This window comes from Thiemannella venezuelensis, assembly GCF_014203605.1.
Classification (GTDB): domain Bacteria; phylum Actinomycetota; class Actinomycetes; order Streptosporangiales; family Streptosporangiaceae; genus Planomonospora_A; species Planomonospora_A venezuelensis.
This window is the reverse complement of the sequence record NZ_JACHJJ010000001.1, coordinates 1-26,882: the sequence shown is the minus strand read 5'-3', so window position 1 is coordinate 26,882 and position 26,882 is coordinate 1. Positions and strand designations below refer to the sequence as shown.

The window sequence follows — 26,882 nt, the reverse complement described above, 5'->3', positions numbered from 1 at the left end:
AGTGCGGGCGATTCTCGATGGGTGGAAACAGATGAATCGTGATAGACGTCTCCTATGCATTCCCCATCCCCTCCTGGACCCGGAAACTCCGGCAACAGGTTGATGGTGCTCCTGCTCGCCGTCGGTTTGGTCGCCGTCTTCGCCGGCGCCGTTGCCGCGACCCTCGTGCTGGTGACGCCCGGACCGGACCGGACCGGCCCCGGCCCCGGCCCCGGCCGTGAAGGACTGCGGGACGCCCTGTCGTCCCCGGCGCCGGCCGCCTCGGGTGAGGCTTCCTCCGCCGCCCCGGCGGAGGAAGCCGAAGAGGAAGAGATCTACGACGAGGAGGAGGAGCGCCTTCCGGAGGGCGCCGCGGTTCCGCTCGGGATCACCCGCAGAGAGCGCGACGAGCTGGCCGCCGCCGCGAGCACCGCCGCCGACGGCTCGGGCGGCCCCGGCAGGGCCGGGCGAATCACCGGCAGCGGCACCATCTGGTACGGAAAGGTGTACGGCGCGACGCCGGACGATGACAGGTACTACGTGGTCGCCTCCCTCGACAGCCTGTACTTCTGGACGTCGCAGGGTGACGGGCCCTGGAGGTACGAGGGCGTGTTCGACGGCGGAAAGTGCGGACCGCCGGTTCCCCGCGCCCTTGTCCGAGCGTGGGGCACAGGCGGTTTCGGCAAACGCTGCTGAGCGTCTCCGGGCGGACCGGGAAGCACCGGCGAGAAGGCGGCCGTACGGCTCCGTCCCATTTCGGTCCAGGCTCCGGAAACGGCATCCGGAATGAGCCCGAACGCCGCCGCGAGCCGAATCCTCCGGATGCTTTCACCGTGCCTTTCCCTGTAACCGCTCATGGCGGTACGCGATCGTCTTACACGGTCCGTCCGTACTCCGGCCGAAGCAGAACGAGAGCCGAAGCAGAACGAGAGCCGAAGCAGGACGAGGCCCGCACCGTCGCTCCGGCCCCCGGCGAGGGCATATCAAGGAGAGGATGGGATATCTTGCCCGCGGTGCCTCGGACCGCGTGACCGGAGGAGTCGATGCTGGGATGACGGCAGGGCGACCGATGCCCACACAGGACGACGTGCTCGGGTACTTCGACACGCTGTCGAACTGGGGACGGTGGGGCGACGACGACGAGCTCGGCACTCTGAACCACATCACCGACGACGTCCGGCTGGCGGCGGCGCGGGCCGTGCGCCACGGCAGGAGCGTGTCGTGCGCGTGGGAGGTCGCCGTACCGGAAGAGATGGAGCGGTCGACGACGACGTGCCCGTGCGCCGCCGACATGCCGGGGGCCGAGAACATGCCGGTGCCCGGGTTCCGCAACGACCGGCGCTGGGGTTTTTCGTCCGAGCGGCTCGGCGTCGCGTTCCACGGCAACACCCTCACCCACATCGACTCGCCGTGCCACATCTTCTGGGACGGCACGATGTACAACGGGCGGTCGCACGCGCTGGTCGACGCCGCGACGGGATCGGCGTGGGCGGCCGTCACGGCGGCGGCGAACGGGATCATCACGCGCGGTGTCCTGCTGGACATCGCGAGCGTGCGGGAGGTGCCGTGGCTGGAGCCGGGCCAGGGTGTGTTTCCCGGCGATCTGGAGGAGGCCGAGCGTCGCCAGGGGGTGCGGGTGCGATCCGGCGACGCGGTCCTCCTGCGGACCGGCTACGGTCGCGCCCGGCACGAGGCCGGTGCGACCGGCGGTTTCACGCAGGCCGGGTGGCACGCGTCCTGCCTGCCGTGGCTGCATGAACGGCAGGTCGCGCTGATCGGCGCCGACACCCCCCAGGACGTTCAGCCGTCGGGGTACGAGGACGTGTTGATGCCGGTCCACGCCGTGAGCCTCGTCGCGATGGGTCTGTGGATGCTCGACAACTGCGACCTGGAGGCGTGCGCGGCGACGGCTGCCGAGCTCGGCCAGTGGGACTTCCACCTCGCGGTCGCGCCGGTCCGCTTCGCCGGTACGTCCGGCAGCCCGGTCAACCCGATCGCCACGTTCTGACCGCGGTTCACGGGCTCGCCCTCCTCCTTCCCCCCGGAGCGGTCGTCGCCCGGGGAGTCCGCGGCCGAGGAGAGCCGGGTCTCCCGGAGCCGCAGGGCGACCTCACCCGTCAGGTGTTCAGCGATCTCCGGACGGCGGCGTCCACCAGCTCGTGGATCTCCTGATCGGTGAAGATGTCGGGCAGGGTCAGCCGCTCCACGATGAGCCAGTTCAGAGCGAGGTAGAGGAGCACCACCGAGGTCGAGTCGCCGGGAAGGCCCGAAGCGGCGTGGTGGCCGATGTTGGCGTCGATGTCCTCGCGGATGCGCTTGGTCAGCACCGCGCGCAGCTCAGGGCGCCGGGTGGACTCCAGCCGGAGTTCGAGCAGGGCCAGGTAGCCGGAGTTGAAGGCGGAGACCCGGTCCACCAGTTCGTGCATGAGCTCGGCGTAGCGGGTTTCGTCCTGCACGCCCTCCCGGCTCCGGGCCATCGCGGCCTCGTCGGGCAGCAACCGCTCGTAGATGCGTCCGCCGACCTGGGTGAACAGGTCGTCGCGGTTGGCGAAGTAGTTGGAGGCCGTACCCGGGGGCACGGCCGCCTCCGCATCGACGGCCCGGAAGGTCAGCCCCCGCGCGCCCTCCCTGGCCAGCACCTCGATGGCCGCGTCGATCAGCGCCTGCCGCCGCTCGGGATTTCTCCGCACTTGACACCACTCCATTTGTAGTACTACGTTTTTACCACTCCAAACAGAGTACTACATCGGGAGTTGATCGATATGCGAAAGCTCGTCTACTACGTCGCCGTCTCACTCGACGGCTACATCGCGGGCCCCGACGCCGAGTTCGACTTCTACCCCGTGTCGGACCAGATGGCCGCCTGGATCAACGACCGCTATCCCGAGACGCTCCCCACCCACGTCCGCAGGCTTGCCGGTCTCGACGGCGTGCCCAACAAGGTCTTCGACACCCTGGTGATGGGCCGCGGCACCTACGAGCCGGCCCTGGACGTCCCCACCACCAGCCCGTACTCCCACCTGCGCCAGTACGTCGTCTCCCGCACGCTGACGATCGACGACCCCGCGGTGCAGGTGGAGGCCGGCGACCCGATCGGGCTCGTCCGGCGGCTGAAGGCCGAGGACACCGGCATGGACATCTACCTCTGCGGCGGCGGCAGGCTCGCCGCCTCCCTTCTGCCGGAGATCGACGAACTCATCGTCAAGAGCTACCCCGTGGTGGCGGGAGCGGGCATCCCCGTGTTCTCCGGGCAGTTCCGCCCCACCCTGTTCACCCCCGCCCGGCGCGAGTCCTTCGACAACGGCGCCCAGGTCACCTGGTTCACCAGGGCGTAGAAACACAAGGAGGAAGCATGCGAATCAAACTCCCCGCCTCGATCGGCCCGGCCAGGCCAGACCAACAGGCCCGATCACCCCGCCGGCACGACCACCCGGCGCGCGACCTCAAGCCCACGGGCCGGACCGATCTCCTCCGCCGTCCGACCGCCGCCCCCCGCCGCAGCGGGTACTGAGCGGTCCGGCACGGCGCCGGACACCCTGAGGGACCCCCGGCGGCGCTATGCGCCCGCTCCGGCGAGGATGCCGATGACCTGGGAGAGGACGGCCGGCCGGTGGGTGAGCGGGACGCGGACCCGGTTCTCCCGGTCGGCGCCGGCGCCGACGGCGTAGTCGCCGACGGGATCCGCGGCGGCGGACGCCGCGGGGCCGGTCAGGCCGTCTCCGCGCTGAGGGTCCGTGCCACGGACCGGCGGGACGCCAGGTAGGCGGGCAGGGCGGTGAGTGCCGCCGTCGCCAGGAGGGTCGCGAGTGCGGCGCCGAGCAGCAAGGAAGGAGGAGGTGCCGCCGCGTTCCTGGCGGCGAAGAACGAGAGCAGGCCGACGCCCAGAGGAACGCCGGCGATGGCGCCCGGCAGGCTGGGCAGGAGCTGGGCGGTGGACAGCCCCGCGGAGACCTGCCCGGGGGTGGCGCCGAGCGCACGTGCGACGGCCGTGTTCGTCCTGGCCTCCATGGCGGTGGTCCAGGTGAACGTGATGGTGTTCACGACGGCGAGTGCGATCAGCAGGATGGTGACGGCGAGTATCAGCCGGCGGTCGTGTTCGCCGCGCAGGTTGGGCAGGACGGAGGAGCCGTCCAGGCCGTAACCCCGCTCCCGCTGGACGTGGGCGGTCAGCAGGGCGACGATCGCGATCACCGTGGTGGCGGTGGAGCACGCCTGCAGCACGGCGCGGCCCGGCCGGCGGGCGGTCAGCCGCAGCCCGAGCAGCAGCGGCGTGGGCAGCAGCGCGGACAGCGGGGTGAGCCAGGGCCGGTGACGGGGCCGGTGCGCGGTGGCGGTCAGCGCCGTGACGGTCGCCGTACGCATGGCCCGCAGCGTGGGACGCAGCGTGGACAGCACCGCCACCGCCACGGCGAGGGCGGTCGCCGTGGCGACGGCCGCGCCGGTCAGCCCGGCCGCGTCGCTGATCCGGCTGGCGGTGGGGGCGGCGACGGCGGGCACGGCCAGCCGGGCGATCACCAGCCCGAGTGCGTCGCCGGCCAGTGCCAGCGCCAGGTACTCGGCGAACAGCGCGGCGGCGATCAGACCCGGGGTGGCGCCGACGGCCTTGAGCAGCCCGGCCCGGCGCGTCTGCTCGACGGCGCGTCCCGCGGCCAGCGCCGCCACTCCGGTGATGGCCAGGAAGCAGAGCAGCCAGCTGCCGACGACCAGGATCGGCCGGCTGTTCCTGAGGATGACCGTGTCCTGCTCGGCTCTGAACTGCCAGGAGTGGAAGGTGATCCTGATGGCGAGGTCGGGGTGGGCGTCACGGAAGGCGTCGGTGGCGGCGGGGTCGCGCAGTTTGAGGTCCAGGGCCGTGGTCACCGGGAGGTCTTGGGACGACGCCAGCGCCCGGGCGTCCGATCGGGTCATCCAGGCCAGGCCGGAGTAGTCGACGGGGCCGCCGTACGGACCGATCTGCGCCGCCCCGGGGTAGACGGAGGTGGCGGCGGTGACGGCGGTCCCGACGACGGGGTACGACCGGCCGGCGATGGTGACGCGGTCGCCGACGCCGACGCCCAGCGCGGCGGCGAAGCCCCGTTCGAGGACCGTCCCGCCAGGCCGTACCCACCGGCCCGAGGTCACCAGCGGCCGGTTGACCGTGCCGGGCGTCTCGGCGAAGCCGTGTACCACCACCGACGACGCGGCGTCGCGCGTGGTGAGGTCGGCGTAGACGATGCGATAGGGGCCGTGGTGGGCGACCACCTCGGGAGCGTCCGCCAGCGAGGCCAGGGCCGAGGTCACGGCGGGACCCGCGTCGCCGGAGAGCGCCACCACGTCCGGCCCGGCGGTGGCCGCGCGGGTCTGCTCGTACAGCGCCCCGCTCGCGCCGCGCAGGGACAGACCCAGCGCCATCGTGGCGGTGGCCGCGGCCACCGCGAGCAGGAGCACCACGGCCTGGACCCTGTGCCGGCGGATGTCGGCCATGACCAGGCGCGCGACGAGCACGTTGGAACCCACGGCGGTCAGTCCTCCAGCCCGATCAGCCCGCCGAGCCCGCGCGGGTGGGAGCCGGCCAGCCGGGTGTCGTCGACGAACATCCCGTCACGCATCGAGACCAGCCGGTCCGCGGTGGCCGCCACCCGCTCGTCATGCGTGACGATCACCAGGGTCTGCCCCGCGGAACGCAGCCCTTCGAAGATCCTCAGCATGTCGAGGGTCGCCGCGGTGTCGAGGTTGCCGGTCGGCTCGTCGGCCAGGACGACCGTCGGGTCGTTGGCCAGCGCGCGAGCGACGGCGACCCGCTGACGCTGCCCGCCCGACAGTTGCGAGGGCAGGTGCCGGGCGCGATCGGCGAGCCCGAACCGTTCCAGCAGCAGGCTCGCGCGCCGCCTGGCCTGGCGGAGCGAGTGCCCGGCCAGCAGCGCGGGCAGTTCCACGTTCTCGGCCGCCGACAACTCCTCCACCAGGTGGAAGGCCTGGAAGACGAACCCCACCGACCGGCGCCGCATGCGCGCCAGCGCCCGCTCGCCGAGGGTGTCGATGCGCCGCCCGGCCAGCCACACCTCTCCGTCGGTGGGCCGCTCCAGACCGCCCAGCAGGTGAAGCAGAGTGGATTTCCCGCAGCCGCTGGGTCCCATCACCGCCAGCGTCTGCCCCCGGGGCACCACCAGGTCGACCTCGTCCACCGCGCGGACCCGGCTCTGCCCCTGGCCATGCGTCTTCACCAGTCCGCAGGCCCGGACCGCGACGCTCGACATGTTCATCCGCCCCCGACTTCGTCATCGACCGCGGACCAGGCCCGCTCACAGGCGTCCAGCCAGCGCAGATCCGCCTGCAACCGCAGCGCGACCCCTTCCAGCAGCAGGCCGGCGCCCGATCCCGCCGACTCGGCCAGCGCCGTCTGCTGCGCCTCGCGCAAGCGGCGCAGCAGCTCACGGCGCTGCGCCGCCACCAGCTCCACCGGGTCGGCCAGCCGGGCCGCGGCGGCCGCGGCGAGCTTGAGATGGAACTCCGCCAGGTCCGGTTTCGGCCAGCCCACCTCGGACAGCCAGGCGGCCACCCGTCGCTGCCCGGCCGGCGTCAGGGCGTAGACCTTGCGCTCCGGCCGTTCGGGCAGGCCGTCCGCCCGCTCGCAGACGACGAGCCCCGCTCGCTCCAACCGGGCCAACGTCACATAGATCTGACCGCGGTTCATCGACTCGCCCAGCGGGCCGAGGCTGCGCCGCAGCCGAGCGTGCAAGTCGTACCCGTGCGACGGCTCCTTGGCGAGCATCGCCAGCACCGCGTCCTGCACTCCATCCCCCTAACGGTTGGCCAATAGATAGCGGTTATCTATAAAAAATGTCAACCGCTTGTCCCGCTGGATCACGTGACGGCCGCCGGGCGGGAGTACGGCAAGCGGCGGCCGCCGTACTCCCGCCCGGCGAGGACCGGCTAACGGGCGGCGGGTACGGTCCGGGGTCCGACCTGCACGGGCGGGCTCAGGCAACGGTCTATCAGGCGCGGCACGTCACCGTCCGGCCGAGCGGGCAACGGCGCCGTTCTCGGACGGAAGACCTCAAAGATCCTGGCCCGGAAACAGGCATCCGGCCGGCCCGGCCAACCGGGCCGGGAAACGTGTCCGCGACCGTCATCGGGAACGGAAGCCGCGTGGCAGCCCGAAGAGCACCACGTTATGGCGGAGGCGCGGGCCATGCGTTGTGCTGCACGTACAGAAGCCGCTCGAATCGGGATATCGTCCTCGCCATGAATGCCCGGTACGCATGGTCTGAACGCTTCCCTGCACGGCATTCGGTGACCGAGAATTCTGATCACCCGGTGGTCGGTCCACTCGGCGATCTGTATCCCCCGGCTACCGGAGCAGGGCTCCGCGCGCTTGAAGAGCGGCTGGGTGTGGAGCTACCGCCGAGTTACCGGCAGTTCCTCCTGTTCGCCAACGGGTGGGGCAGCGACGATGACTGCCGCCTGCTGCGTGTCGAAGAAGCCGGCTGGCTCCGTGATGTCGATCCCTCGGTCGCCGAGAGCTGGTCAGAACCCAAGCCCGAGAACTCCTGGAGCGTGCCCGACGAGCTCTACTTCGTCTACGGACAGGAGCAGGACTCCATCCGTTACAGAGGGGAGTACGTGCCCGACACCCTTCTGATCGGCTACTGGGATGACGGAGTGGCCCTCCTCAATCCCCACGTCAGGACCTCTGAAGGTGAGTGGGAAGCCTGGTATCTCGCGCCATGGAAACCGGGCGCCAACCGTTACAAGTCCTTCTGGGACCTCGCAATGGACGAGCTGTGAATGCGCTACGCACGTTGATGTCCCTGATTTCCTGCGATCATTAACGATCACACGAGGAGGCAGCCCTGGCGTGGATCACGCGGGCGGTTGGATCCGGGGCTTCCGGGTTCCGGAGGCGATCGGTAACGAGGAACCCTGGCAGCTCCCAGTTCGTCGCGTGCTCTTGCTCGGTCAGCAGGAAGGTCCCGCCTCGGGTTCCGGAGTCCCAGCCGAGTGCCAGACCATGGTCGATGATCGCTCGGATATCGGCGGGAGTGGGGTAGGCGTCGTCGCTCGCGCACGCCCCCCATGGGGCCGGCCAGCCCTTCGAGAGCAGATCGACTTGCAGGGCGCGGTGTTCTTGCCTGCACCCCACACGCGCACCCGGATGCACCGGTGGCAATCACCTGAGCCGGGGGCACACCGGATCTCGGCCTTCCACACGAACTCGTGCCCGTTGACATGCAGTTTCCGCAGCCTTGTTCTCACGCCCTCGACCTCGATCCGTCACCTTGATGAGTCCCATGCGCAGGGCTGAAACCTACCTGCGGCTCGGGCCTCGGGGTCGGTGAGTCGGGAGGACTCGGAAGCGGTTGAGAAGCACTTCACGTCGCAGCAGCCTCATCGGGCGGGGCGACGACGGAGCCTTTGCCGGACTTGGCCATGATCGGTCCTTGCTCCCGCGGGGCCTTCACGGTCTTGCGGGCGGCGACGCGGGCGATGCCGATCTCCCCTGGAGCTTCACCTCGGAGATCAACGCCAGGGGCGGGCAGGTGCCGTCCTTGATGTGCTCGGTGACCAGCCGTATCCGTTGCCGTATTCCATCGCTGTACGGCCCCCGCGTTCCTCCCGACGCAAGAAAGCCCAGACCCCCGGGCTTGGGGCGGGCCCGTGGGAAGAGCGTGCTCATCCATCGGGCGATGGCGACCGGATCACGCCGCGGCGGCCGGTAGGCCAGACGCTGCGGCCGGTAGGCCCAGTCCGTGCAGCAGCCGTCCGGCCGCCGCCACCGGGCTCCCGGTGCCGAACCAGGTGGCGATCACCATCGCCGCCGACACTCGCATCCACAGCACCACGGCCGTCGTGCACATCCCCCTTGCGGCTCTCGACGCGAATGCTGGATCTCGGCTTCGAACGCCTACCGCCACTACGGTTCGGGTCACGTGCTCCGAATGACCGCTCTCTCACCACTCCCCGTAGCCGCTCACCGGTTCGAGTCCGAACTACACATGGGATCCGCCTGGAGAATCACCAGGAGCCCCCGACTCCTCTTCCCGCAGACGTTTGAAGATGTCCGGGTAGGAACGCTGCAGCAGCTCTCGAACCTGCCGCTCCAGTTCGGGAACGTTCATTGCCGCGACATTGTGAACGATCTTCCAGTCCACGCTGAAGTATCGCTGGACGACATTGTTGCGCAGTCCTCTGATCAGCTTCCATGGGATCTCCGGAACAGCGGCGCGCGTCTCTTCGGATATTCCTCCCACGGCGTCACCGATGATGGAGAGCTGCCAGATGACCGCGTCACGGCGCATCGAATCAGCAGCCCACGACTCAGGCGAGACACCGTCGAGCCAGGAAGCGATCTTCTTGACGGCTTCCACGATGCTGTCACGTCCGCCGCACGATCGCATGGTTCGGCTCTCTCCCGAGGAGGTACGGTGCCGCCTCCGCCAAGGAGGCGGAGCAGGCTCCCACCCGGCTCGGATCGGCGGGCGTATGGGTGGTGGCTACGCTGACCACGGTGCATCCCGGCGACTCCATCCAACTCAGGACAGATCAGCGACTCCACCAAACTCGGGATAATTCAGCAGGTCGCGTCCGAGATGCGGTGTAAAAGAGAACGAGCGTAGGTTGCCGTGCTGAACCGACCAAAGTTCGCACTACGCAAGGACCTACGCTCGTGGCACGCACACTACCGCCCGTCCAGGCCATCCGCACCGAGATCGACGCCCTGTTCACCGCCGACCGCGATCTGATCGAGGTCCTCGAAGACGTCGCCCGCCTCGGTGCCCGCTTGATCATCCAGACCGCCGTGGAGGCCGAGGTGGATGCCTTCCTCGGCCGCGCCCGCTACCAGCGCACCGCCGCCGCCAGCGGTGAGCAGGCCGTACGGCCCGGCCACCGCAACGGGCACTGCCCCACCACCATCAAGACCACCAGCGGGCCGATCACCATCGCCCGCCCTAAGCTGCGCGGCACCACCGAAGCCTTCGCCTCCCGCCTGTTCGGCACCGGGGTGACCCGCACCCACGCGCTGGAGAGCCTGGTCATCGCCTCCTTCGTGCGCGGCCTGTCGGTGCGCGACGTCGAGGGCGCGCTGGCCGATGCGCTCGGCCCCGAAGCGGCGCTGTCGAAGTCCACGGTCTCAGCGATCTGCCAGGCCATCGTCACCGAGTACGACGCCTGGTGCCGGCGCGACCTGTCCGGCATCGAGCTGGACTACCTGTTCTTGGACGCCAGCCACTTCAAGATGCACGACGGGCAGCGCGCCGAGCCGGTGCTGGCCGCCTGGGGCATCACCACCGGCGGCAAGCCCGTCTTCGTCGGCCTGGCCCCGGCCGGATCCGAATCCACCGCCGCCCGCACCCGCGACACAATCGGCACCCACCCGCAACTCGCGCTCGGCCTGGTCATCGACACCCCGCACCGGCGCGTCGGCCCGGCCGCGATCACCGCTCTGGACGCCGTCGCCTCGCTCGGCCTGCCCACCGGCACGCTCGCCGTCGACCGCGCCTACACCGACCAGGCCGCCGACCACTTCGCGCGCCCCGCCCGCGCCCACGGCTACCGGCTTGCCCTGGACTACAAAGTCGAGCAGCGCGGCCTGCAAGGCTCGGTGCACGGCGCGCTGCTGGTCGACGGCACCCTGGCCTGCCCCCTGATGCCCGCCCCGCTCGTTCACGCCACGACCGGCCTCGACGACGCCGCCGTCCGCGCTCCCGACGACGAGCTCACCGCGTTGATCCACGCGCGCCGGCCGTACTTGCTGAAGGTCAAACAGACCCCCGACGCCGAGGGGAGGCTGCGCCTGCAGTGCCCGGCCGCCGGGACCGCCCCGTCGGTGAACTGCCCGCGTTTCAACCAGACCAGAGCGACGGCCCGCGGTCCGCGGACCCGCATCGACCTCACCGACGCACGGCAGCGGGCCGCGCACACCGCCGCCAAGCCCACCGTCCTGCTGCCCCAGACCAGCACCAACGACGGGTGCCTGCCGACGATCTGCACCCAGCAGACCATCACCCTGCACCCGGGCGATCTGGGCCACAAGGACAAGCTCCGCCAGGACCTGCCCTACCTGAGCCCGGCGTGGAAAGGTGCATTCAAGATCATCCGGGCCAATACCGAAGGGATCAACGGCAGATTGAAGGGCCAGGTCATCAATCTGGCCGACCCGACCAACCGGCTCGCCCACGGCCGCGTCGCCCAGACCCTGCTGGTCGCTCTCATGGTCTGCGTCGCCAACCAGAAGATCCTGCTGTCCTGGCGGCAGGTCCACGACCACGAAGCCCGGCCGTCGTCCACCACCGGGAACGACCTCCCGGCCGAGCCGGACATCGATGACACCACCGGCAACAGCGGAAGACCCCCACCCGGCCTGCCCTGAACAGATCGCTACTCCGGCCGGCCCCCGCAGCACACCACCAGCTGGCGCGAGCATGCCCGCCAGCCGGTTCGTCCTGCCCTCGACGCGACCGGACACCACCCGAGCCCTCCGCCACAACCACCGCACCGGCCACCAGCCGCCCGGCGATCACGGTTACGAGCCCGGAAACGAAGAGAGCCCGCCCGATCCACACGATCAGACGAGCACTCGTGACACATGATCAGGCCATCTCAAGAACAGCCCCTGGTGGAGCCTAGGAGATTCGAACTCCTGACATCCTGCTTGCAAAGCAGGCGCTCTGCCAACTGAGCTAAGGCCCCGAGATCCACGCCGGCGGTCGAGGAAGATCTCCGGTACGGCGTGCTTCAGTCGTACACCGTAGCAACAGCCCGGGCGTTCCCGCCACTCGGCTCGGCGTCGCCGTCCCGGCGGGTCAGCGGACGGAGACGGAGATCGGGGAACCCGCCTGGTCGCTGCCGAGGACGAGGGCGGGGAAGTCCGCGATGGACTCCAGGATGTGGGTGGCGCCGCCGTTGAGCAGGCGGTCGCGGCTGTGTACGCCGGTCAGGATCCCGGCCACCACGGAGGCTCCGGCGCGGCGGCCGCAGAGCATGTCGCTCTCCGAGTCGCCGGCGACCGCGACCTGGCGGACGTCCTCGACTCCCAGGCGCAGGACCGCGGTGAGGATCATGTCCGGCATGGGCCGGCCCCGGCCGGCGTCCTCCGGGCAGAGCGCGAGGTCGATCTTGTCGGCCCAGCTCAGATCGGCCAGCACCCGGCCGAGGGTGGCCCGGCTGAAGCCGGTGACGAGGCAGACCTTCACGTCGGCGCCGCGGAGCTTGTCCAGCGCCTCCACGGTGCCGGGCAGCGGGAGCAGGCCGGACCGCTCGATCACTCCCTCGTAGGAGCGCTCGAAGGTCAGGTTGGCCGCCTGGGCCTGGGCCTCGTTGTCGGGGAAGATGCCCCGGAAGACGTCGATCGTGGGACAGCCCCGGGACCGGTGCACGTGCACCATGGCACGCGCGTACGCACCGGTCCCGGGCACGATGCCCTGCGTGGCGATCGCCTCGGCGAACGCGCGTTCGACCATGGCGACGTCACCGATCGTGGTGCCTGCCAGATCCAGGCAGACAAGCTTGACGGGTGTCATTCCCCAACCTTGCTAGGGACCACGCGGGCATCTGCAACGGCAGCCCCGCGTCGGTCAGTTCTCGCTGCCGGTCGCCTCGGTCCAGAGATCGAGCTCGGCGCGGTCGGCCTGGACCTTGCGCCAGACCAGCAGCCCCCCAAGAGCGACAAGCGCCAGAACGAGCAGCTTCTTCACGGTGTGACCCCACTTCTCGACGGTCTCACCTGCCGGGGTGAGACAACGCCCGGTTCCAACGGTTCCTTGCAGCCTAGCAAGGGATCGGACGATGGCCCGGTATGCGCATAATCCGAGAGCGGCGAATCCGAGTTTACCCCGTGATTTTCCTCACTGCTCCATACGGCCCGCGCCCACATGATCACGATCAGCCACGGGTTCGGCCTCGGGCCCGTCCTCGCGGCGGGTCGCGTGGCGGGCCTCCCCTCCGGCGTGCGGGTGCCGGTCGGCGGACCTCGGGCCGGCCGCGCTCCGGAGCCGCCGCGGCCTGCTCATGGCGGCCGCCCGGTTCCACGGCGCCCTCCCCGGGGTACGGCCCCGCGGCACGCGCGCCTCCCGCCGGGCGGGACTACGGGGAGCGGTCCTGCGCGCGGCGGCCCGGCCGTGCGGGGCGGGCCAGGGCGTTCCGCCCGCGTTCCAGGGTGATCGCGACGGTCTTCAGGTCGCCGTGGTCCCGCGCGGCCGCCAGGAGTTCCTTCGCCCTGTCGTAGCAGTCGAGCGCCCTGGCCCAGTCGGCGTTCCCGCCGCCCTTCTCGTCGAGGCGGTCGATCTCCTCGCCGAAACGGGTCACGTCCTCCTCCAGGGTCGTCCTGAACTCGGCGAACCGGACGGCGGACTCGGCGGCGCTCCGCCTGCCCTCCCGCCACCGCCGCAGTCTCCGCGAGGCGATCTTCCAGAGGATCCACGCCGCGACGAGGCCGAGCAGGCCGAGGAAGACCGCCCATCCGACGGGCATCCGGCCGGAGGAGCCCGACAGGTCGGCGCCCTCGGCGAACTTCGTGTCGACGCCGGTGACGTCGGCGTCCTCGAAGGTTGCGCCGTGCAGCCTGGCGAAGTGGACCTCGGCGTCGACCAGCGACGCCTCACGGAAGACCGCGTCGTAGAACGTCCCGTGGGACAGGTCCGCCCGGTCCAGCCGGGCGCGGGTGAAGTCCGCCCGGTCGGCCCTGACGCTGTTCAGTTCGGCGTCGTCGAGGATGGCGCCGGCCAGCCTGGCGCCCTGGAGGTCGGCGTTGGTGAGCTCCGCCCGGGACAGGTCGGCGCCGCCGAAGTCCGCGCCGCCGGTGTCCGCGTTGGCCAGCCGTGCGCCGGCCAGCCTGGCTCCCCGCAGGTCCGCCCCTCTGAACCGCCGGAGCGCGGCTCCCCGGAGGGAGGCGTTGCGCAGGATCGCGCGGTCGAGCCGTACCGCGCTCAGGTCGACTCCGTCCGCTCTGGCCCCGGTGAGGTCGGCGCAGCTCAGGTCGGCGGGGAGGTCCGCCATCGCGGCCAGGTCGCGGCCCGCCAGGTTCTGACCGCTGCCGGGTTCGCATCCGGACCCGGCCGAGGCCGGGGAGGCCGCCGCCAGGCCCGCCAGGATCGCCGCGGCGACCAGAGCCGGAAGCCGGGGGAGCGCGGACATCTTTTCCTCACCATCTCCCCCGAGACCTCCCGGATCTCCCCCGAGACCTCCCGGATTCTACCGGTGCCCGGCCGGCCCGTTCATGCGCCGCCGAGCAGGTCGGCGTAGTCGGGGTGGCGCTCGATCCAGGTCCTCACGAACGAGCAGCGGGGGACCACCTTCACCCCTTCGGCCCGTGCCGCGTCCAGGGCCGCGCGGACGAGTGCGCCGCCCACGCCCTTTCCCTCGAACGGGCCGTCCACCTCGGTGTGGGTGTAGACGATCGCACCGTCCCTGCGGGTGTACTCGATCTGGCCCGCGTGCTCGCCGTCCACCTCGGCCTCGAAGAGGTTCTTCTCGGGCACGGCCGTGACCCTGACGGTCATCGTGTTCTCCTTCTGCCGCCGGCTGTCCGGATCAGCCGATCTTCGGCGCCGTCCATTCCCGGACCGGCACGTCCAACACGCAAATCGGCCCGAATCATCTCAGATCAGCTCAAACCCGCCCGGCCTGGAGCTCGGCGAACAGGTTCTCCCACAGCGGCATCACCCGCTCCGGGGCGTACTCCCGCACGGTCGCCAGGGCCGCGGCGCCCATCCGCCCGCGCAGCTCCCGGTCGGCGACGAGGCGGCCGAGGGCCCCGGCGAACGCGTCGACGTCGCCGGGCGGGACGAGCAGCCCGTCCACCTCGTGGGTCAGCACCTCGCCCGGGCCCGTCGGGCAGTCGAAGGCCACGACCGGCAGCGCGTGGGACATGGCCTCGATCATCACCATGGGCAGCCCCTCGAAGCGCGAGCTGAGCGCGTACAGCGAGGCCTCCGCCAGTTCCTCGCCCAGCCGGTCGCTCTGGCCCATCAGCGTGACGCTCTCCCGCAACCCGTGCTCCTCGATGAGCGCGTGCAGTTCGTCCTGCTTCTGGCCGGTTCCGTAGATGCGCAGCCGCCAGTCCGGATGATCCCGCACGACCTGCCCGAACGCCGGGACGAGCAGGTCGAACCCCTTCTGCGCGACCAGGCGGCCCGCCGCGGCCACGACCCGGTTCTCGTGGCGGGACAGGCGCCTGCCGAGGATGTCGACCGCGTTGGGGATCCGCACCACCGGGACGTCCGGCAGCACCCGCTGGTAGTCGGCGCGGTCGGTGCCGGTGAGCACGACGATCGCGTCCAGCTTCCCGTAGTGGCGGATGATCTGCCTCCGGACGGGCTCCCGGTGGGCGGCCAGGTTCATGTGCTCCTGGGCGATGCGGACCACGCTCCGCGGGGTACGGCGGGCGGAGATGAGGTTCAGCGCCGGACGCGTGGTCACCAGGATCCCGTCGTCCAGCGAGGAGACGTAGTCGATGACGGCCTTCTCCACCCGTTCGGTGAAATATCCGGCGGCGAACTCCCCGCGGGGGACGACACGCCCGCGCACCTTGCGCCACGCCCTGCGCGCCACCGAGTCCGGCGCCACCCCCCTGCGCTGGTCCACCAGGGTGGTGAGCGTGACACGCGGGTCGACGGCGAACCTCGGCTCCCTGCGGCGCCGTACCACGCTGACGACCTCGACGTCGTGCCCCGCCTCCGCCATCGCCCCGGCCTGGTTGATCACCGTGCGGATCGTCCCGCCCATGCCGTAGGCGTGCAGGATCATGTAACGGATCTTCATGAGCCACCCGCCGGGTAGCCCCAGCTCCGGCAGATCGCCCTCAGCGGCTCGGGGACCTCGTCCGCCCCGGGAAGGTCGCGGCCCTGCTGGACGGTGCCCGAGCGGATCTTGTCCTTCCAGTCCCCCAGCCCTTTCCTGATCACCGCCTGCTCGCCGTACGAGAGCATGCCGGGCTCCCAGGGGACGGCCAGGAACTCGCAGATCCGGCGGGTCTGCGCCTCGGGGTCGGCGGTCAGGTCCTCGTAGCGGACGGTCAGGCCGGGCAGCGCCGTACGGGCCCGCTGGACCGCCTTCATGTACCGCAGGGCGTCCGCCGCCGCCTCCTCCGGTGTGCGTTTCTCCGGGCTGGCCTCGTGCCAGGAGGCGGCGATGGACGCCGGGTGGCGCAGCAGGAAGACGAAGCGCGCGTCGGGCCAGCAGGTGGCGATGCGCTGGAAGGCGAAGGCGTTGGCCGGGGTCTTGTCCACGATGAAGGACTTGCCGCTGCGCACCAGCTCCCGGTGGAGCACCCGGTCCCAGAGCAGGTGCTCCAGGTCGGCCTGGTTGTGGCCGAGCGCCTCCATCGCCTGGCGCGACAGGGAGGTGTCGAATCCCACGGTCAGCCGGCGTACGTGCAGCTCGTGCGGGGCGTGCAGCATGGAGTGCGCGCCCAGCACCGCCCGGAGCAGGGTGGAGCCCGACCTGACCGGCGAGAGGATGAAGACCGGCGCGGTCAGCAGCCGGTCCGCCTCCGGGTCGGCCGGCGGCCGGACGAGATCACGGCCGGCGGTCTCCGGGGCGACGGCGGGAACCGCGCCCGCCCGTACCGTGTCCGCCCTGCTGATCCTGAACCCGGTGAACTTGACCAGGGCCTCGTTCACTGTGCGCTGCCAGTTCATGCCGAGGCACGCTACCCCGCTTTCCTGGCAGTTCACTGGGTATCCGCACCGACATGCTCACAGGAAACTCCCGGGTACGGTCCCGGCCCGGAACGGCATGGGACGCGACCGCCCCTCAGCGGGTCGTGACCTCCTCGGCGGGCTCCGGGGCCCGCAGCCGGCGCACGCCGGGGGAGAGCAGCGCGGCCAGGCAGGAGAGCGTGACGATCGCGGCACACCCGACCAGCGCGGGCTTCGGGCCGACCGCGATGGCGATCGGCCCCGCCAGCAGCAGCCCGATCGGGCCGAACATCAGCGAGCCCAGCGCGTCGTAGGAGCTGACCCGGGACAGGGCCTCGGCCGGGACCTCCCGCTGCATCGTGGTGCTCCACAGGATGCCGAAGATGTCGAAGCAGACGCCGAGCACGAACGCCCCGGCGACGACCGTCCACAGCGGGGCGCCCACCCCGAGCAGCAGGTACGGCAGGGCCGAGGGGATCAGCACGAGCGTGGCGACGAGGATGGGCCGCCGGGGCCGCAGCCGCAGCGCGACGACGACACCGGCGATCATGCCGACCGCCTCGCCCGCGAGGATCGCCGTCCAGGCCCCCGCCCCGCCCAGGTTCTCCTTGGCCACCAGCGGCCCGAACACGCCGTGCGAGGCCTGAACCGCCATCACCAGAACGGAGAACTGGGCGACGATCACCCAGAGCCACTGCCGGGAGCTGAACTCGCGCCAGCCCTCCCGCAGGTCGGCCAGGACCGAGTGGCCGCCCTCCACGCCCTCGGCCTGCACCGGGCGCCCCGCGGAGGCCAGGCGCATCGCCGCCACGAGGATCCCCGCCACGGTGAACATGGCGCCGCTGGCCGCCAGGGCCCAGCCGCCGCCGATCAGGACCACGGTGGCGCCGCCCGCGACGAGTCCCATGACGCGTGAGAAGTTCTCGCCCAGCCGGAGCAGGGAGTTGGCCGTCTGGAGCCGGTCGGCGGGGACGACGTCGGGGATGATGCCGGTCATCGTGGGATAGAGGACGGCTATCGCCACGCCGCTGGCCGCCGCGGCGGTCACCAGGGCGGGCAGCGGGGTCCACCCGGTGAGCAGCATCGCGGCGAGGGAGAAGAACGCCACCGCGTTGAGCACCTCACTGGCCATCATCACCCGGTTCCTGGGCAGCCGGTCCGCGATGACCCCGCCCACGAGCATGAACGCCACCGTCGGCAGCGCCTCCGCCGCCAGGACCACCGAGAGCGTCGTGGCCGTCGCCCCCGGCAGCCCGAGCACGCCGAAGGCGAGGGCCACCGGGGCGAAGGAGGCGCCCAGCGTCGAGACGGTCCTGGCGGCGAGCAGCAGGGCGAAGCTCCGGTCCCGGAGCAGGACGAGATCGCTGCGGTGGTTCTGCACCGGAACTCCTTCAGAAAATCCGCAAAGAGCTCCATTTTCCCCGCTCTCCGGGCGTGTTGTCGCTTCGATTAACCGCGCCCGGCACCGGGGTGAAACCCTCATGACCGCCCGCCGCCCGTCGATGGACCTACGACGGGTCACCGAGCATGAAGGAGTGAGACATGGCAGGAGGTCGGGCGTCGTCCGCCGGGTCGCCCTGCGACGCCTCCGTCCGGTCCTCGGCGTGGCCGGTGTTCGTGATCGGTGTGGTCACCGCGTTCAGCACACTGTGGTTCGCCGTCGGCCTCACGCACACCATCGCCCCGGTCGTCGGCTGGATCCCCCTGCCGGTCTGCCTCGCGCTCGCCGCCCACGCCTGCCTGGGCGTCGCCCGGCTCGGCACCCTCGACGCCCCGGTACGGCTGCTCTGGCGGAACTTCGCCCTAGCCCTGGGCCTGATCACCGTCGGCGTGGTCGGCGACGCGATCGACCTCTCCGCGGGCCGGGACCCGGCGCACCCGCACACCGGGCTGCTGATCACGCTCATCTACTTCTGCGGCGTCCTGGTGATCCTCTGGGGGCTGCTGCGCACGCCCTTCGGCCGCCGCTCGCGCGGGCAGTGGCTCCGGCTGGGCCTGGACGCGGGCATCCTCACCCTCGCCTGCATCCTGTTCGTCCTGTACTACCTGCTCGTGAGCGGGGAGGAACTGACCGCGATCACCGGCTCGTGGTGGTCGCTGCTGACCATCTCGACGCTGAGCTGCTTCGTGATCCTGGCCGCCGTCAAGCTGGCGCTGACCGGCGCGGGACCGCTGGACCGCGGCGCCCTCTGGCTGCTGGCGCTGGCGGTCCTCTCGGCGACCTCGATCGGCAGCCTCGTCACCCCGTTCCTGGGAGGCCAGCCGTACGTCTCCTCCGTGCAGCTCGCCGTACCGTTCGGCTGCCTGTTCCTGGCGCTGGCCGCCGAGCGGCAGCGGCGCGCCCCCGCCGCACCGGCCCGGGTGCCCCGGCGCCCGTTCAGCCTGCTTCCGTACGCCGCGGTCGCGGCCACGTACGCCCTGCTCCTGCTCGCCACGCGCGACGTCGGCGGCGAGGGCCGGCTGGTCGTGGCGGGCGTGATCGTCCTGACCGGCCTGGTGATGGCGCGGCAGATCGCCGCCCTCTACGACAACGCCCGCCTGCTGACCCGGCTGGACTCCAGCATGCTGGAGCTGAGCCGGCGCGAGGGGCACTTCCGGTCGCTGGTGCAGAACTCCTCCGACATCACCTCGATCATCGACGTCGAGGGCAACCTGGCCTATGTCAGCCCGAGCATCGAACGGGTCCTCGGCATGCCGCCCGGCCACTGGATCGGCCACCCGGTCATCCAGTGCGTCCACCCGGACGACGTCCCGGTGATGCTGGACCTCAGCACCCGGCTGCGGGCCCGCCCCGGGGCCACCGCCACCTGCCGGATCCGCATGCGGCACGACGACGGCTCCTGGCGCTGGCTGGACATCTTCGCCACCAACCGGTTCGACGACCCCAGCGTCGGCGGCATCGTCAGCAACGCCCGGGACATCACCGACACCCTCCGCTACCAGGACCAGCTCGCCTACCAGGCCAGCCACGACGCGCTGACCCTGCTCGCCAACCGGGCCCTGTTCGCCGAGCGGACCTCGCAGGCGCTGGCCGACGGCGACGACGTCGCGGTGGCGCTGATCGACATCGACGACTTCAAGACCATCAACGACCGGCTCGGGCACGCGGTCGGCGACGCCCTCCTGGTGGTGGTCGCCGACCGGCTGCGGGAGTGCGTGGAGGACGGCGACACGGTCGCCCGGCTCGGCGGCGACGAGTTCGCCCTGCTCCTGCGCGGCGTCCCGGAGGACGGCGCCGACCGCGTCGTCCGGCGCGTCCTCGCCGCGCTCGGCACCGCCGTGCACGCCGACGGCCACGAGCTGCTCGTCCAGGCCAGTGTCGGCCTGGCCGCCTGCGCCGCCGACACCGACGCCAGCGAACTGCTGCGCCGGGCCGACCTGGCCATGTACGCGGTCAAGGAGCGCGGCAAGAGCGGCTACCGGTGGTACGCCGAGAACATGGACGCCCAGGCGGTCGAGCACGCCCGGATGGGCGCCGAACTGCAGCGCGCCCTCGTCCGGGGCGAGCTGTTCCCCCTGTACCAGCCGGTGGTCACACTGCCCGACGGAGACGTCCACGGCGTGGAGACGCTGGTGCGCTGGCGCCACCCGGAACGGGGGATGATCTCGCCCGCGGAGTTCATCCCGGTCGCCGAGCGCAACGGGATGATCGTCCAGATCGGCGCGTGGGTACTGCGGCAGGCATGCCTGCAGATGGTCGAGTGGCAGCGGCTGTACGGCACCGCGGCCCCCATGCGCGTGGCGGTGAACGTCTCGGCCCGGCAGCTGCTGGAGCCGTCGTTCGCGCAGACCGTCGCGGACGTGCTGGCCGAGACCGGCCTGCACCCGGGCGACCTGCTGGTGGAGATCACCGAGACGGCGGTCTTCGACGGCGGGCCCGCGCTGGAGACGGTCCAGGCCCTCCAGGCGCTCGGCGTCGCGATCGCCCTCGACGACTTCGGCACCGGCCACTCCTCGCTCGGCCTGCTCCGCACCTGCCCGGTCGACATCCTCAAGGTCGACAAGCTGTTCGTCGACGGGGTGGCCGGCACCGCCGAGGAGGCGGCGATCGCCACCTCGATCGCGCAGATCGCCCAGGCGCTGCGGCTGGGCGCGGTCGCCGAGGGGGTGGAGACCCCGGCCCAGGCCCGGCGGCTGTACCAGCTGGGATACCGCCTCGCCCAGGGGTTCCTCTTCGCCCGGCCGCTCCCGCCCGAGGAGGTGGGCGTGCTCCTGGCCGCCCGCGCGGCGGGCCGCGGAACCGGCTCCGCGGAACCGCCCGCGCTCGCGGGCTGACACGGCGCCGGCCGTACCGTTTCACCGGTACGGCCGGCGCCGTCTCCGTGGTGCGGGCGGGCGAATCATGCGCCGGCGGGTCCGAGAAGCCGGGCATTCGATTAATCGGAATAAATCACTTGGCATTCCGGGCAGGGCGATCTACTCTTTAAATCAGAGAACAGCCGACCGACCGGAAGGACCAGTCATGAACGCGTACGAGGCCGCCGCCCTGCCGTGGCGCGAGCTGAGTGTGCGCTGGCTCCCCGCCGGCGGCGGGCTCGCTCCTCCCGAGGCAGCCGTGTGACATCACCTGCACGGCAGCCGCCCCGGGAGACCACCCGACGGGCGGCTTCGTCGTTCCGGGGGTGGTTCCGAAAACCGGGTGAATCGATATGTGTGTGCGCCGGCGGCGGCGAGCGGCCTCCGAAGCCGGTGTATGCGGGTTCGAATCCCGCCGCCCATGCGAATGTCCGTCCATGCCCGCGGGCAGAGGGCGGGAATGCATTTCCGACAATTGAAAAGCGGGATGAAAATTCTTTGGAACACTGCCTCTCCGTCGCGCGGACGGGGCGGGCAGGGTCCGTGGGCCCGCTCCCTCCGGGGCGGGCCGCGACGGGCACGTCCTCGGGCTGATGGTGAAACGGGATCACGCCTGCCTTGCAAGCAGGAGTTCAGGGTTCGATTCCCTGTCTGTCCACGAGGCGCCTCCGCGCACGGCCGCCGGGCCGCGCGACCTTCCCGAGTGTGGGGCAGTTTGGCAGCCCGTCTGCCTTGGGAGCAGAACGTCGCAGGTTCGAATCCTGCCACTCGGACCGGAGGCGCCCACGCCGCAGAAGCCGAACCGGTAAGGCGGCTGGCTTCCACCCAGCAGGACGGGGTTCGAGTCCCCGCTGCGGCTCTGTGCCCTGAAAGGAGAGGGCACCGGGTCGGAGACTCGGCGACGGGAGTGGCGTCCCCCGCCCGGTCCACGGCCCATTCGCGTCCGTACGGCCCACGCCATCCGGATCGGGCGCATGGTTGGAATGTTCGACGTGGTGCCGGATCGTCCAGTCGGCAGGACACCCGCCTCAGGGTCGGGGACGGAGGTTCGATCCCTTCTCCGGCAGCCACGCATCCCGTGGGTGAGGTGTCAGCGGCCGCACACGACCGCGCCAAGGTCGAAGGACGGGTTCGAGTCCCGTCACCCACTCGCCGCTCTGGCCCAACGGCAGAGGCGCCGCGCTCAGGACGCGGAGGTTCCGGGTTCGAATCCCGGGGGCGGCACGACGGGCCAGGACCCGGCGGAGGGCGCCGGCGCGCGCCCCGGGCCGGACCGGTCCGCTCACCCGAGCAGGCCGCTGATCGCGATCATCACCGGGATGGAGACCAGGGTGCTGACGAGGACGGCGTGGCGGGCGAGCGGCTTGGCCGTACCGTAGTGCACCGCGTAGACGTAGATGTTCTGCGCGGTGGGCAGGGCCGCGAGAAGCGTGGCCGCGAACAGGAGCCCGCCGTCGAGCCCGAGGGCGAAGCGCCCGACGAGGTAGGCCACGCCCGGTTGCACGAAGCACTTGAGGGCGACGGCCAGCGCGACGTCACGGGCGTGGCCGTCCCCCTCGGCCCGCCGGGCCCCGCTCAGGCTCAGGCCGTACGCGATCAGCGCCACCGGCACCGCGGCCGCCCCCACCAGCTCGATCGGGCGCATGAGCATGTCCGGCACCCCGGCACCGGTGAGTGCGACGCCCAGCCCGAGCAGCGTGGCGACGGTGAGCGGGTTGCGCAGCGGACGCCCGAGCGCCTCCCGGACGGACGCCCCGCCCGAGGCGTCCCGGTCCAGGAGCAGGAACGCCACGGGGGTCATCACCAGGAGCTGGGACAGCAGGACCGGCGCGATGAGGGCGCCGTCGCCGAGCACGTGGACGCTGACCGGGACGCCGAGGTTGCCGGCGTTGACGTAGGACGCGCAGAGCGTGCCGATGACCAGCTCCGCGCGCTTCCCGCGCCGGAGCAGGAACGCCGCGGCGAGGAACACCGCCTGCACGGAGAGCACCCCGGCCAGGTTCGTCACGAGGACCGGGGAGAAGATCGACCCCAGGTCGGCGGCGGCGACCGTGGTGAACAGCAGGGCGGGTGTGGCGACGCGGAAGGCCAGCCGGGAGAGGACCAGCTCGTCCTGCGGGCGCAGCGCGCCGCCCACACCGGCCAGGTAGCCGAGAACCGCGACCGCCACCAGCATGGCGAGAGCCCCGACGACCTCCGACATCCCCAAGGACTCCACTCGAACCCGACGACCGCCCGCGACCCCCGCCAGTCTGCACCAGCCGCCCGGCCCGGCACGCGGCGGCCCCCGGCGGGCCCGGGTGAGGCGAAGGCCTCCTGCGGGGGGGGCGGGGCCCTTGCCCGCCGGTCCCGGTCCCGGTCCCGGTCCCGGTCCCGGCGAGGCGGGGACCACACAGCTGGACTCTCCCTCCGTGGGAGACCCCATGCTGCTCCTGACGATCCTGGTAGCCGGTCGAGGAAGCAGCGGGGAGGGCGTATGCCCATCGTGGAGGGCGTCGAGGCGCGCGGCATGCATCACTGCGAGACGACGGCGCTGGGGGTGCTGCTGCGGCACGGGGGGCTCGACCTGTCCGAACCCATGCTGTTCGGGCTGGGCTCGGGCCTGTCCTTCGTCTACTGGGACGGCAAGGGCATGGCGTTCCCCTTCCTCGGAGGCCGCGTCAAGCCCTTCGAGCTCACCAGGAACCTGGCCGCCAGGCTGGGGATGACGTTGCTGGTCGAGGAGACCACCTCACCGCGCAAGGCGTGGGAGAACCTGGCCGCCCCCATCGCCGCCGGTCGTCCGGTCGGCCTTCAGCTCGACTGCTACCACCTGGAGTACTTCCGGTCCAAGGTGCACTTCGGCGGCCACGTCGTCGCCGCGTACGGCTACGACGAGCACGACGTCTACCTGGTGGACACCGGCCCGCAGGGAGGAGCGGTGCGGACCGGCAGGGACAGCCTGGCCATGGCGCGGGCCGCACGCGGCCCGATGACCGCCAGGAACCGGTCCTTCACCATCACCCCGCCGGAGCACCCGCCCCGCTGGCAGGACCGGATCATCCCCGCCGTCAGGGACTGCGCCGACGCCTTCCTCGCCGCTCCCATCGCGAACCTGGGCCACCGCGGCATCGAGAAAGCCGCCCGGCAGGTGCCCGGATGGCTGGCGCGCGCCGGCGACCCGGGGCAGGACCTGCCGCAAGCCGCTCTCATGATGGAGAGAGCCGGCACCGGCGGCGCCCTGTTCCGCGCCCTCTACCGCGACTTCCTCGGCGAGTGCGCCCAACTGGTCGACCACGGCGGCCTCCGCACCGGTCACACGCTGTACGCCGAGGCCGCCACCCTGTGGACGCACGTGGCCGCCTTGATCGAGAAGGCCGGCGAGAGCGGCGACGCGGGACCTCTCGAACAGGCCCGCCTCATCCTCAACGACCTTTCGCGCATCGAGAGGGACGCCATGCAGGTGCTGCGCCGGTTGTAGCGCCTCGTGCCGCCCTTCCCCTCCCCCGGCCCCGGACACAATGATCCACCGCCGTCCGGCGCCGTCCAGGGCGGTCGCCGCTCAGTCCCGACGCCAACGATCACAGACGGGCTTGGGCCGGAGGAGTTGGTCTGCTGGGCTCTGCCTGGGACGTGGCGGGCAGGACGATCAGGCTCACCTCATCCACCTGCGGAATTCGAGGCCCTCTACCGAACGGACAACGGCCCGGCTATCTTCGCCGGAGCCAGGTAACCCGGCCTCCACGAAACTCGGCGCGGTTCATTCCTCGCCGTTCCGGCTTGCGAGCGCCTGATGGCCACGCGGTCCGAAGAGCAGATCTCATCAGGGATGACGATCAATGATGACCATCATGTCCGACCAGCCATCCAAGTCGGGACCTGCCCACTCCTCCCCTGCGCGGATTCCATGAAAGCGAAAGATGACGCATGTGTCGTTCGCACTGACGATGCATCGGGCGGGAAACGGCTCTGGCAGAGCTCCCATGAGGCCGAACACGTTGTCTGCTACCACCAGGCCGAGCCGTAGCAGCGCGATCTGATCTTCATAGTCGATCTGTGGCTGGCAACCGTCGGTGATCGTCACAGATACCGGCGCGTAGTCCTCCAGATGGAACGCGTTGACGTTGCACTCGTAGCCGGTCAGGTCCCGCCAGCCCGTCTTGGCGATCGCCTCCGAAGCAGAAGCCGGCACAGCCGCCCACTGGCCGACGTGGTCGGTGAATATCCAGGCGCCCTCGTTGCAGGTGAGTCCCAGGGCGAACTTGTCACGGAGACCCTCGCTCAGGCCGAGAACAGCAGGTGGCGGATCGACGATCGTCAGTGGTTGAAGTGCGGACGCCGCCGCCTCGTTCATCCGGATGGTGAGCACCCCGGCACGGTACCGGCCTCGCCGTTAGGTCACCAGTTTGGAAGATTGCGGCGCGCGATCCTTCGGCCTGCTGCGTCCCAGGTCAGGGGCGGTCTTGCTCTGTCCGTGAGTCCCCGTGATTCCCCCTTGCTGACCCTCCTGACGGGCACGCAGCGGGCACAGATCCACCCGGCGGGAACCCGCACATTCCTCCCCTGCATGATCTTCCCGTCTGCCTCGTCCCACCCGAAGGGCAACGGGCCGACGACGGAAGATCAAGCCCGTCTCGGCGTGTCCGTTCACCGGTCGCCGTTCCTCGGTCATTGGATGCCAACGGGCACAGACGGGCTTGAGCCGGAGGAGTCGGGCCGCTGGGCTCTGCCTGGGACGCAGGCAGGGCGATCAGGCCCTCAGCCATCTACGGTCTCGCCTTGGCGATCATCCCGGAGCCGAGTGCCCCCGCCGGAGGCGTCTTTCCCCTCGTCAAGCCGCGCGACAAGTGCAGACATGATCCCGGAGAGGACCGCGACGACTCCCCCGAGCGTGGCGACGACTGCCATCGCAGTCATGAACAGTGTTTGTGCGGTAACCGGAGCGTCTTCGTCGGGGAAGTTGGAGATCAGCAGGAAGCTGCTGATGGTCGGGAAGATCCAAGCTGTCATGGGAAGGAATTTGAGGCGGTCCTTCAGGGACGTCGTCATGGCGGTTGATCGTAGGACCTGGGGTTCCGGGGCAGTAGATCTCTGGCCGAGAGCGGAGCGGCCGGCGCCAATCCGAAGGACGCCGGAGACGCCGCATAGCGGTCGGGGCCGGTGGTCGGAGCGGCCTCCCGGGCGGCGGTGCGGACCTCGGTGCGGTGAGTTGGTTGGGTACGGCGCGGTGGTCGTACGGCGGGCTGCCCCGCGGGCGGGTCCGGCCGGGACCGGCCTCCAGGCCGCATGCCCGGACGGATCCCGCAGAGCGGGAGCCGTGGCGGCGGCGCGACGCGCCGCCGCTCTTGATCCGCAAGACCACGTTCGCCAAGTACGAGACGATCGTTCGTCTCTACCTCAAGCCGGGGCTCGGCCGGAAGAAGCTGGACCGGCTGACCGTCGCAGAGGTTCAGACCTTCCTCAACGGAAAGATCAACGGGGAAGATCACGCGATCGGAACCGTTCACGTCATGCGGAATGTCCTGAGTGCGGCCCTGACGCGAGCCATGCGGGAAGAAATCATCTCTCGCAACGTCGCGCGGCTGGCGACTCTTCCGGAAATCGACTCCAAGCGCAATCAGCCGTGGACGGCCGATGAGGCGCGGGCCTTCCTTCGAGCTGCGAGGTTCGATCCTCTGTACCCGGCCTTCGTGCTCCTGCTGCTGTACGGCTTGCGGCGGGGTGAAGCGCTCGGGCTCCGTTGGGTCGATGTGGACTTCGAGGAAGGACACGTCAACATCCGACGGCAGCTTGTTCGGGTCGGTAAGGAGCTGCATCACGGGCCGGTGAAGACCACGGCGGGCAACCGCTCGCTGCCGCTCCTCGGCATCGTCCGTGAGGCGTTGGAGATCCAGCCGGACGGGCAGGAGATCCTCAAGCCCGCGTTCCGCGTAATTCGTCATGTCTAGAGCACGCATCTGGTCTATGACCTGCGGAAATACGCCTGTGTGTACTGCTGTGGCGTTTCTCTAG

At 70.8% G+C, this 26,882-nt stretch carries 24 protein-coding genes, 8 tRNA genes and 1 pseudogene; 16 read left to right on the top strand and 17 right to left on the bottom strand.

What is annotated here, in order from left to right; genetic code table 11:
• Positions 1–102: 102 nt before the first annotated feature.
• Positions 103–675, top strand: coding sequence for a hypothetical protein (locus tag FHS22_RS00160; RefSeq protein ID WP_184937153.1), 573 nt, complete (start codon positions 103–105; stop codon positions 673–675).
• A 373-nt stretch (positions 676–1,048) separates the two neighbouring features.
• Entirely contained in the window at positions 1,049–1,987 is a 939-nt protein-coding gene (locus FHS22_RS00155; RefSeq protein WP_184937149.1) for a cyclase family protein, read from the top strand.
• A 109-nt stretch (positions 1,988–2,096) separates the two neighbouring features.
• Here the strand turns inward: FHS22_RS00155 and FHS22_RS00150 are convergent, their stop codons facing one another.
• Positions 2,097–2,669: a TetR/AcrR family transcriptional regulator gene (locus tag FHS22_RS00150; protein ID WP_338047533.1), complete on the bottom strand. Its 573-nt coding sequence runs from the start codon at positions 2,667–2,669 to the stop codon at positions 2,097–2,099.
• 72 nt (positions 2,670–2,741) lie between these two features.
• On the opposite strand from FHS22_RS00150, the gene FHS22_RS00145 reads away from it, so the two are divergent.
• The gene (locus FHS22_RS00145; protein ID WP_184937144.1) at positions 2,742–3,314 is read left to right on the top strand and encodes a dihydrofolate reductase family protein; all 573 of its coding nucleotides are present in this window, start codon (positions 2,742–2,744) and stop codon (positions 3,312–3,314) included.
• Positions 3,315–3,331: 17 nt separating this feature from the next.
• On the top strand, positions 3,332–3,490 hold the full coding sequence (locus FHS22_RS00140; RefSeq protein WP_184937141.1) for a hypothetical protein: 159 nt from the start codon (positions 3,332–3,334) through the stop codon (positions 3,488–3,490).
• Positions 3,491–3,687: 197 nt separating this feature from the next.
• Here FHS22_RS00140 and FHS22_RS00135 read toward each other — a convergent pair whose 3' ends face one another.
• The 3 genes from FHS22_RS00135 to FHS22_RS00125 are packed head-to-tail and all read right to left on the bottom strand — an operon-like array spanning position 3,688 to position 6,730.
• The gene (locus FHS22_RS00135; RefSeq protein WP_184937138.1) at positions 3,688–5,475 is read right to left on the bottom strand and encodes an ABC transporter permease; all 1,788 of its coding nucleotides are present in this window, start codon (positions 5,473–5,475) and stop codon (positions 3,688–3,690) included.
• 5 nt (positions 5,476–5,480) lie between these two features.
• Positions 5,481–6,221, bottom strand: coding sequence for an ABC transporter ATP-binding protein (locus FHS22_RS00130; protein ID WP_184937135.1), 741 nt, complete (start codon positions 6,219–6,221; stop codon positions 5,481–5,483).
• Entirely contained in the window at positions 6,218–6,730 is a 513-nt protein-coding gene (locus FHS22_RS00125; protein WP_221473099.1) for a PadR family transcriptional regulator, read from the bottom strand. Before FHS22_RS00125 ends, FHS22_RS00130 begins: the two co-directional genes overlap by 4 nt.
• A gap of 473 nt (positions 6,731–7,203) precedes the next feature.
• Here FHS22_RS00125 and FHS22_RS00120 point away from each other — a divergent pair, with 473 nt between their 5' ends.
• Positions 7,204–7,746, top strand: coding sequence for an SMI1/KNR4 family protein (locus FHS22_RS00120; protein WP_184937130.1), 543 nt, complete (start codon positions 7,204–7,206; stop codon positions 7,744–7,746).
• 911 nt (positions 7,747–8,657) lie between these two features.
• On the opposite strand, the gene FHS22_RS00115 is transcribed toward FHS22_RS00120, so the two are convergent.
• Together FHS22_RS00115 and FHS22_RS00110 are read right to left on the bottom strand one after the other, a co-directional pair.
• The gene (locus tag FHS22_RS00115) at positions 8,658–8,816 is read right to left on the bottom strand and encodes a hypothetical protein (protein ID WP_184937127.1); all 159 of its coding nucleotides are present in this window, start codon (positions 8,814–8,816) and stop codon (positions 8,658–8,660) included.
• Positions 8,817–8,948: 132 nt separating this feature from the next.
• On the bottom strand, positions 8,949–9,326 hold the full coding sequence (locus FHS22_RS00110) for a HepT-like ribonuclease domain-containing protein (protein ID WP_184937124.1): 378 nt from the start codon (positions 9,324–9,326) through the stop codon (positions 8,949–8,951).
• Between the two features lie 299 nt (positions 9,327–9,625).
• Here FHS22_RS00110 and FHS22_RS39515 point away from each other — a divergent pair.
• Positions 9,626–10,306 (top strand): annotated as a pseudogene (locus tag FHS22_RS39515) (transposase); the annotation flags it as partial.
• 1,267 nt (positions 10,307–11,573) lie between these two features.
• Here the strand turns inward: FHS22_RS39515 and FHS22_RS00100 are convergent.
• The 8 genes from FHS22_RS00100 to FHS22_RS00070 all read right to left on the bottom strand — a co-directional run bounded on the left by FHS22_RS00100 (position 11,574) and on the right by FHS22_RS00070 (position 17,976).
• A tRNA-Ala gene (locus FHS22_RS00100) sits at positions 11,574–11,649 on the bottom strand.
• 113 nt (positions 11,650–11,762) lie between these two features.
• Positions 11,763–12,479 (bottom strand): HAD-IA family hydrolase, encoded by a 717-nt coding sequence (locus tag FHS22_RS00095; RefSeq protein ID WP_184937118.1) that lies wholly within the window; start codon positions 12,477–12,479, stop codon positions 11,763–11,765.
• Between the two features lie 54 nt (positions 12,480–12,533).
• Positions 12,534–12,653, bottom strand: a complete 120-nt coding sequence (locus FHS22_RS37630) for a DLW-39 family protein (RefSeq protein WP_211264163.1) — start codon at positions 12,651–12,653, stop codon at positions 12,534–12,536.
• Between the two features lie 388 nt (positions 12,654–13,041).
• Entirely contained in the window at positions 13,042–14,091 is a 1,050-nt protein-coding gene (locus FHS22_RS00090) for a pentapeptide repeat-containing protein (RefSeq protein WP_184937115.1), read from the bottom strand.
• An 80-nt stretch (positions 14,092–14,171) separates the two neighbouring features.
• Positions 14,172–14,456 carry a GNAT family N-acetyltransferase gene (locus FHS22_RS00085; RefSeq protein ID WP_184937113.1) on the bottom strand — a complete coding sequence of 95 codons (285 nt, stop codon included), beginning with the start codon at positions 14,454–14,456 and terminating at the stop codon, positions 14,172–14,174.
• Between the two features lie 109 nt (positions 14,457–14,565).
• Positions 14,566–15,717 (bottom strand): glycosyltransferase family 4 protein, encoded by a 1,152-nt coding sequence (locus FHS22_RS00080; protein ID WP_184937110.1) that lies wholly within the window; start codon positions 15,715–15,717, stop codon positions 14,566–14,568.
• The gene (locus FHS22_RS00075; RefSeq protein ID WP_184937107.1) at positions 15,714–16,595 is read right to left on the bottom strand and encodes a sulfotransferase family protein; all 882 of its coding nucleotides are present in this window, start codon (positions 16,593–16,595) and stop codon (positions 15,714–15,716) included. The genes FHS22_RS00080 and FHS22_RS00075 overlap by 4 nt, the downstream gene beginning before the upstream one ends.
• 115 nt (positions 16,596–16,710) lie before the next feature.
• Positions 16,711–17,976 carry an MFS transporter gene (locus FHS22_RS00070; protein ID WP_338047532.1) on the bottom strand — a complete coding sequence of 422 codons (1,266 nt, stop codon included), beginning with the start codon at positions 17,974–17,976 and terminating at the stop codon, positions 16,711–16,713.
• A 161-nt stretch (positions 17,977–18,137) separates the two neighbouring features.
• Here FHS22_RS00070 and FHS22_RS00065 point away from each other — a divergent pair, with 161 nt between their 5' ends.
• The 8 genes from FHS22_RS00065 (at position 18,138) to FHS22_RS00030 (ending at position 22,115) form a co-directional block, all read left to right on the top strand.
• Positions 18,138–20,870 carry a putative bifunctional diguanylate cyclase/phosphodiesterase gene (locus tag FHS22_RS00065; RefSeq protein ID WP_184937102.1) on the top strand — a complete coding sequence of 911 codons (2,733 nt, stop codon included), beginning with the start codon at positions 18,138–18,140 and terminating at the stop codon, positions 20,868–20,870.
• A gap of 374 nt (positions 20,871–21,244) precedes the next feature.
• Positions 21,245–21,315: transfer RNA gene (locus FHS22_RS00060), tRNA-Arg, on the top strand.
• Positions 21,316–21,478: 163 nt separating this feature from the next.
• Positions 21,479–21,549: transfer RNA gene (locus FHS22_RS00055), tRNA-Ala, on the top strand.
• 41 nt (positions 21,550–21,590) lie between these two features.
• Positions 21,591–21,664, top strand: a tRNA-Pro gene (locus FHS22_RS00050).
• Between the two features lie 14 nt (positions 21,665–21,678).
• Positions 21,679–21,750, top strand: a tRNA-Gly gene (locus FHS22_RS00045).
• A gap of 137 nt (positions 21,751–21,887) precedes the next feature.
• Positions 21,888–21,961 (top strand) — tRNA-Leu (locus FHS22_RS00040).
• A gap of 8 nt (positions 21,962–21,969) precedes the next feature.
• Positions 21,970–22,041 (top strand) — tRNA-Gly (locus tag FHS22_RS00035).
• Between the two features lies 1 nt (position 22,042).
• A tRNA-Leu gene (locus tag FHS22_RS00030) sits at positions 22,043–22,115 on the top strand.
• A gap of 58 nt (positions 22,116–22,173) precedes the next feature.
• Here the strand turns inward: FHS22_RS00030 and FHS22_RS00025 are convergent.
• Positions 22,174–23,094 (bottom strand): AEC family transporter, encoded by a 921-nt coding sequence (locus tag FHS22_RS00025; protein WP_184937099.1) that lies wholly within the window; start codon positions 23,092–23,094, stop codon positions 22,174–22,176.
• A 273-nt stretch (positions 23,095–23,367) separates the two neighbouring features.
• Between FHS22_RS00025 and FHS22_RS00020 the strand changes: the two genes are divergently transcribed.
• Positions 23,368–24,351 carry a BtrH N-terminal domain-containing protein gene (locus FHS22_RS00020; RefSeq protein WP_184937096.1) on the top strand — a complete coding sequence of 328 codons (984 nt, stop codon included), beginning with the start codon at positions 23,368–23,370 and terminating at the stop codon, positions 24,349–24,351.
• 342 nt (positions 24,352–24,693) lie between these two features.
• On the opposite strand, the gene FHS22_RS00015 is transcribed toward FHS22_RS00020, so the two are convergent.
• Entirely contained in the window at positions 24,694–25,239 is a 546-nt protein-coding gene (locus FHS22_RS00015) for a hypothetical protein (protein ID WP_184937094.1), read from the bottom strand.
• 389 nt (positions 25,240–25,628) lie between these two features.
• A complete protein-coding gene (locus FHS22_RS00010) occupies positions 25,629–25,919 on the bottom strand; it encodes a hypothetical protein (RefSeq protein ID WP_184937091.1) in 291 nt (96 codons plus the stop codon).
• 296 nt (positions 25,920–26,215) lie between these two features.
• On the opposite strand from FHS22_RS00010, the gene FHS22_RS00005 reads away from it, so the two are divergent.
• Positions 26,216–26,818 (top strand): tyrosine-type recombinase/integrase, encoded by a 603-nt coding sequence (locus tag FHS22_RS00005; RefSeq protein WP_184937088.1) that lies wholly within the window; start codon positions 26,216–26,218, stop codon positions 26,816–26,818.
• Positions 26,819–26,882 lie beyond the last annotated feature (64 nt).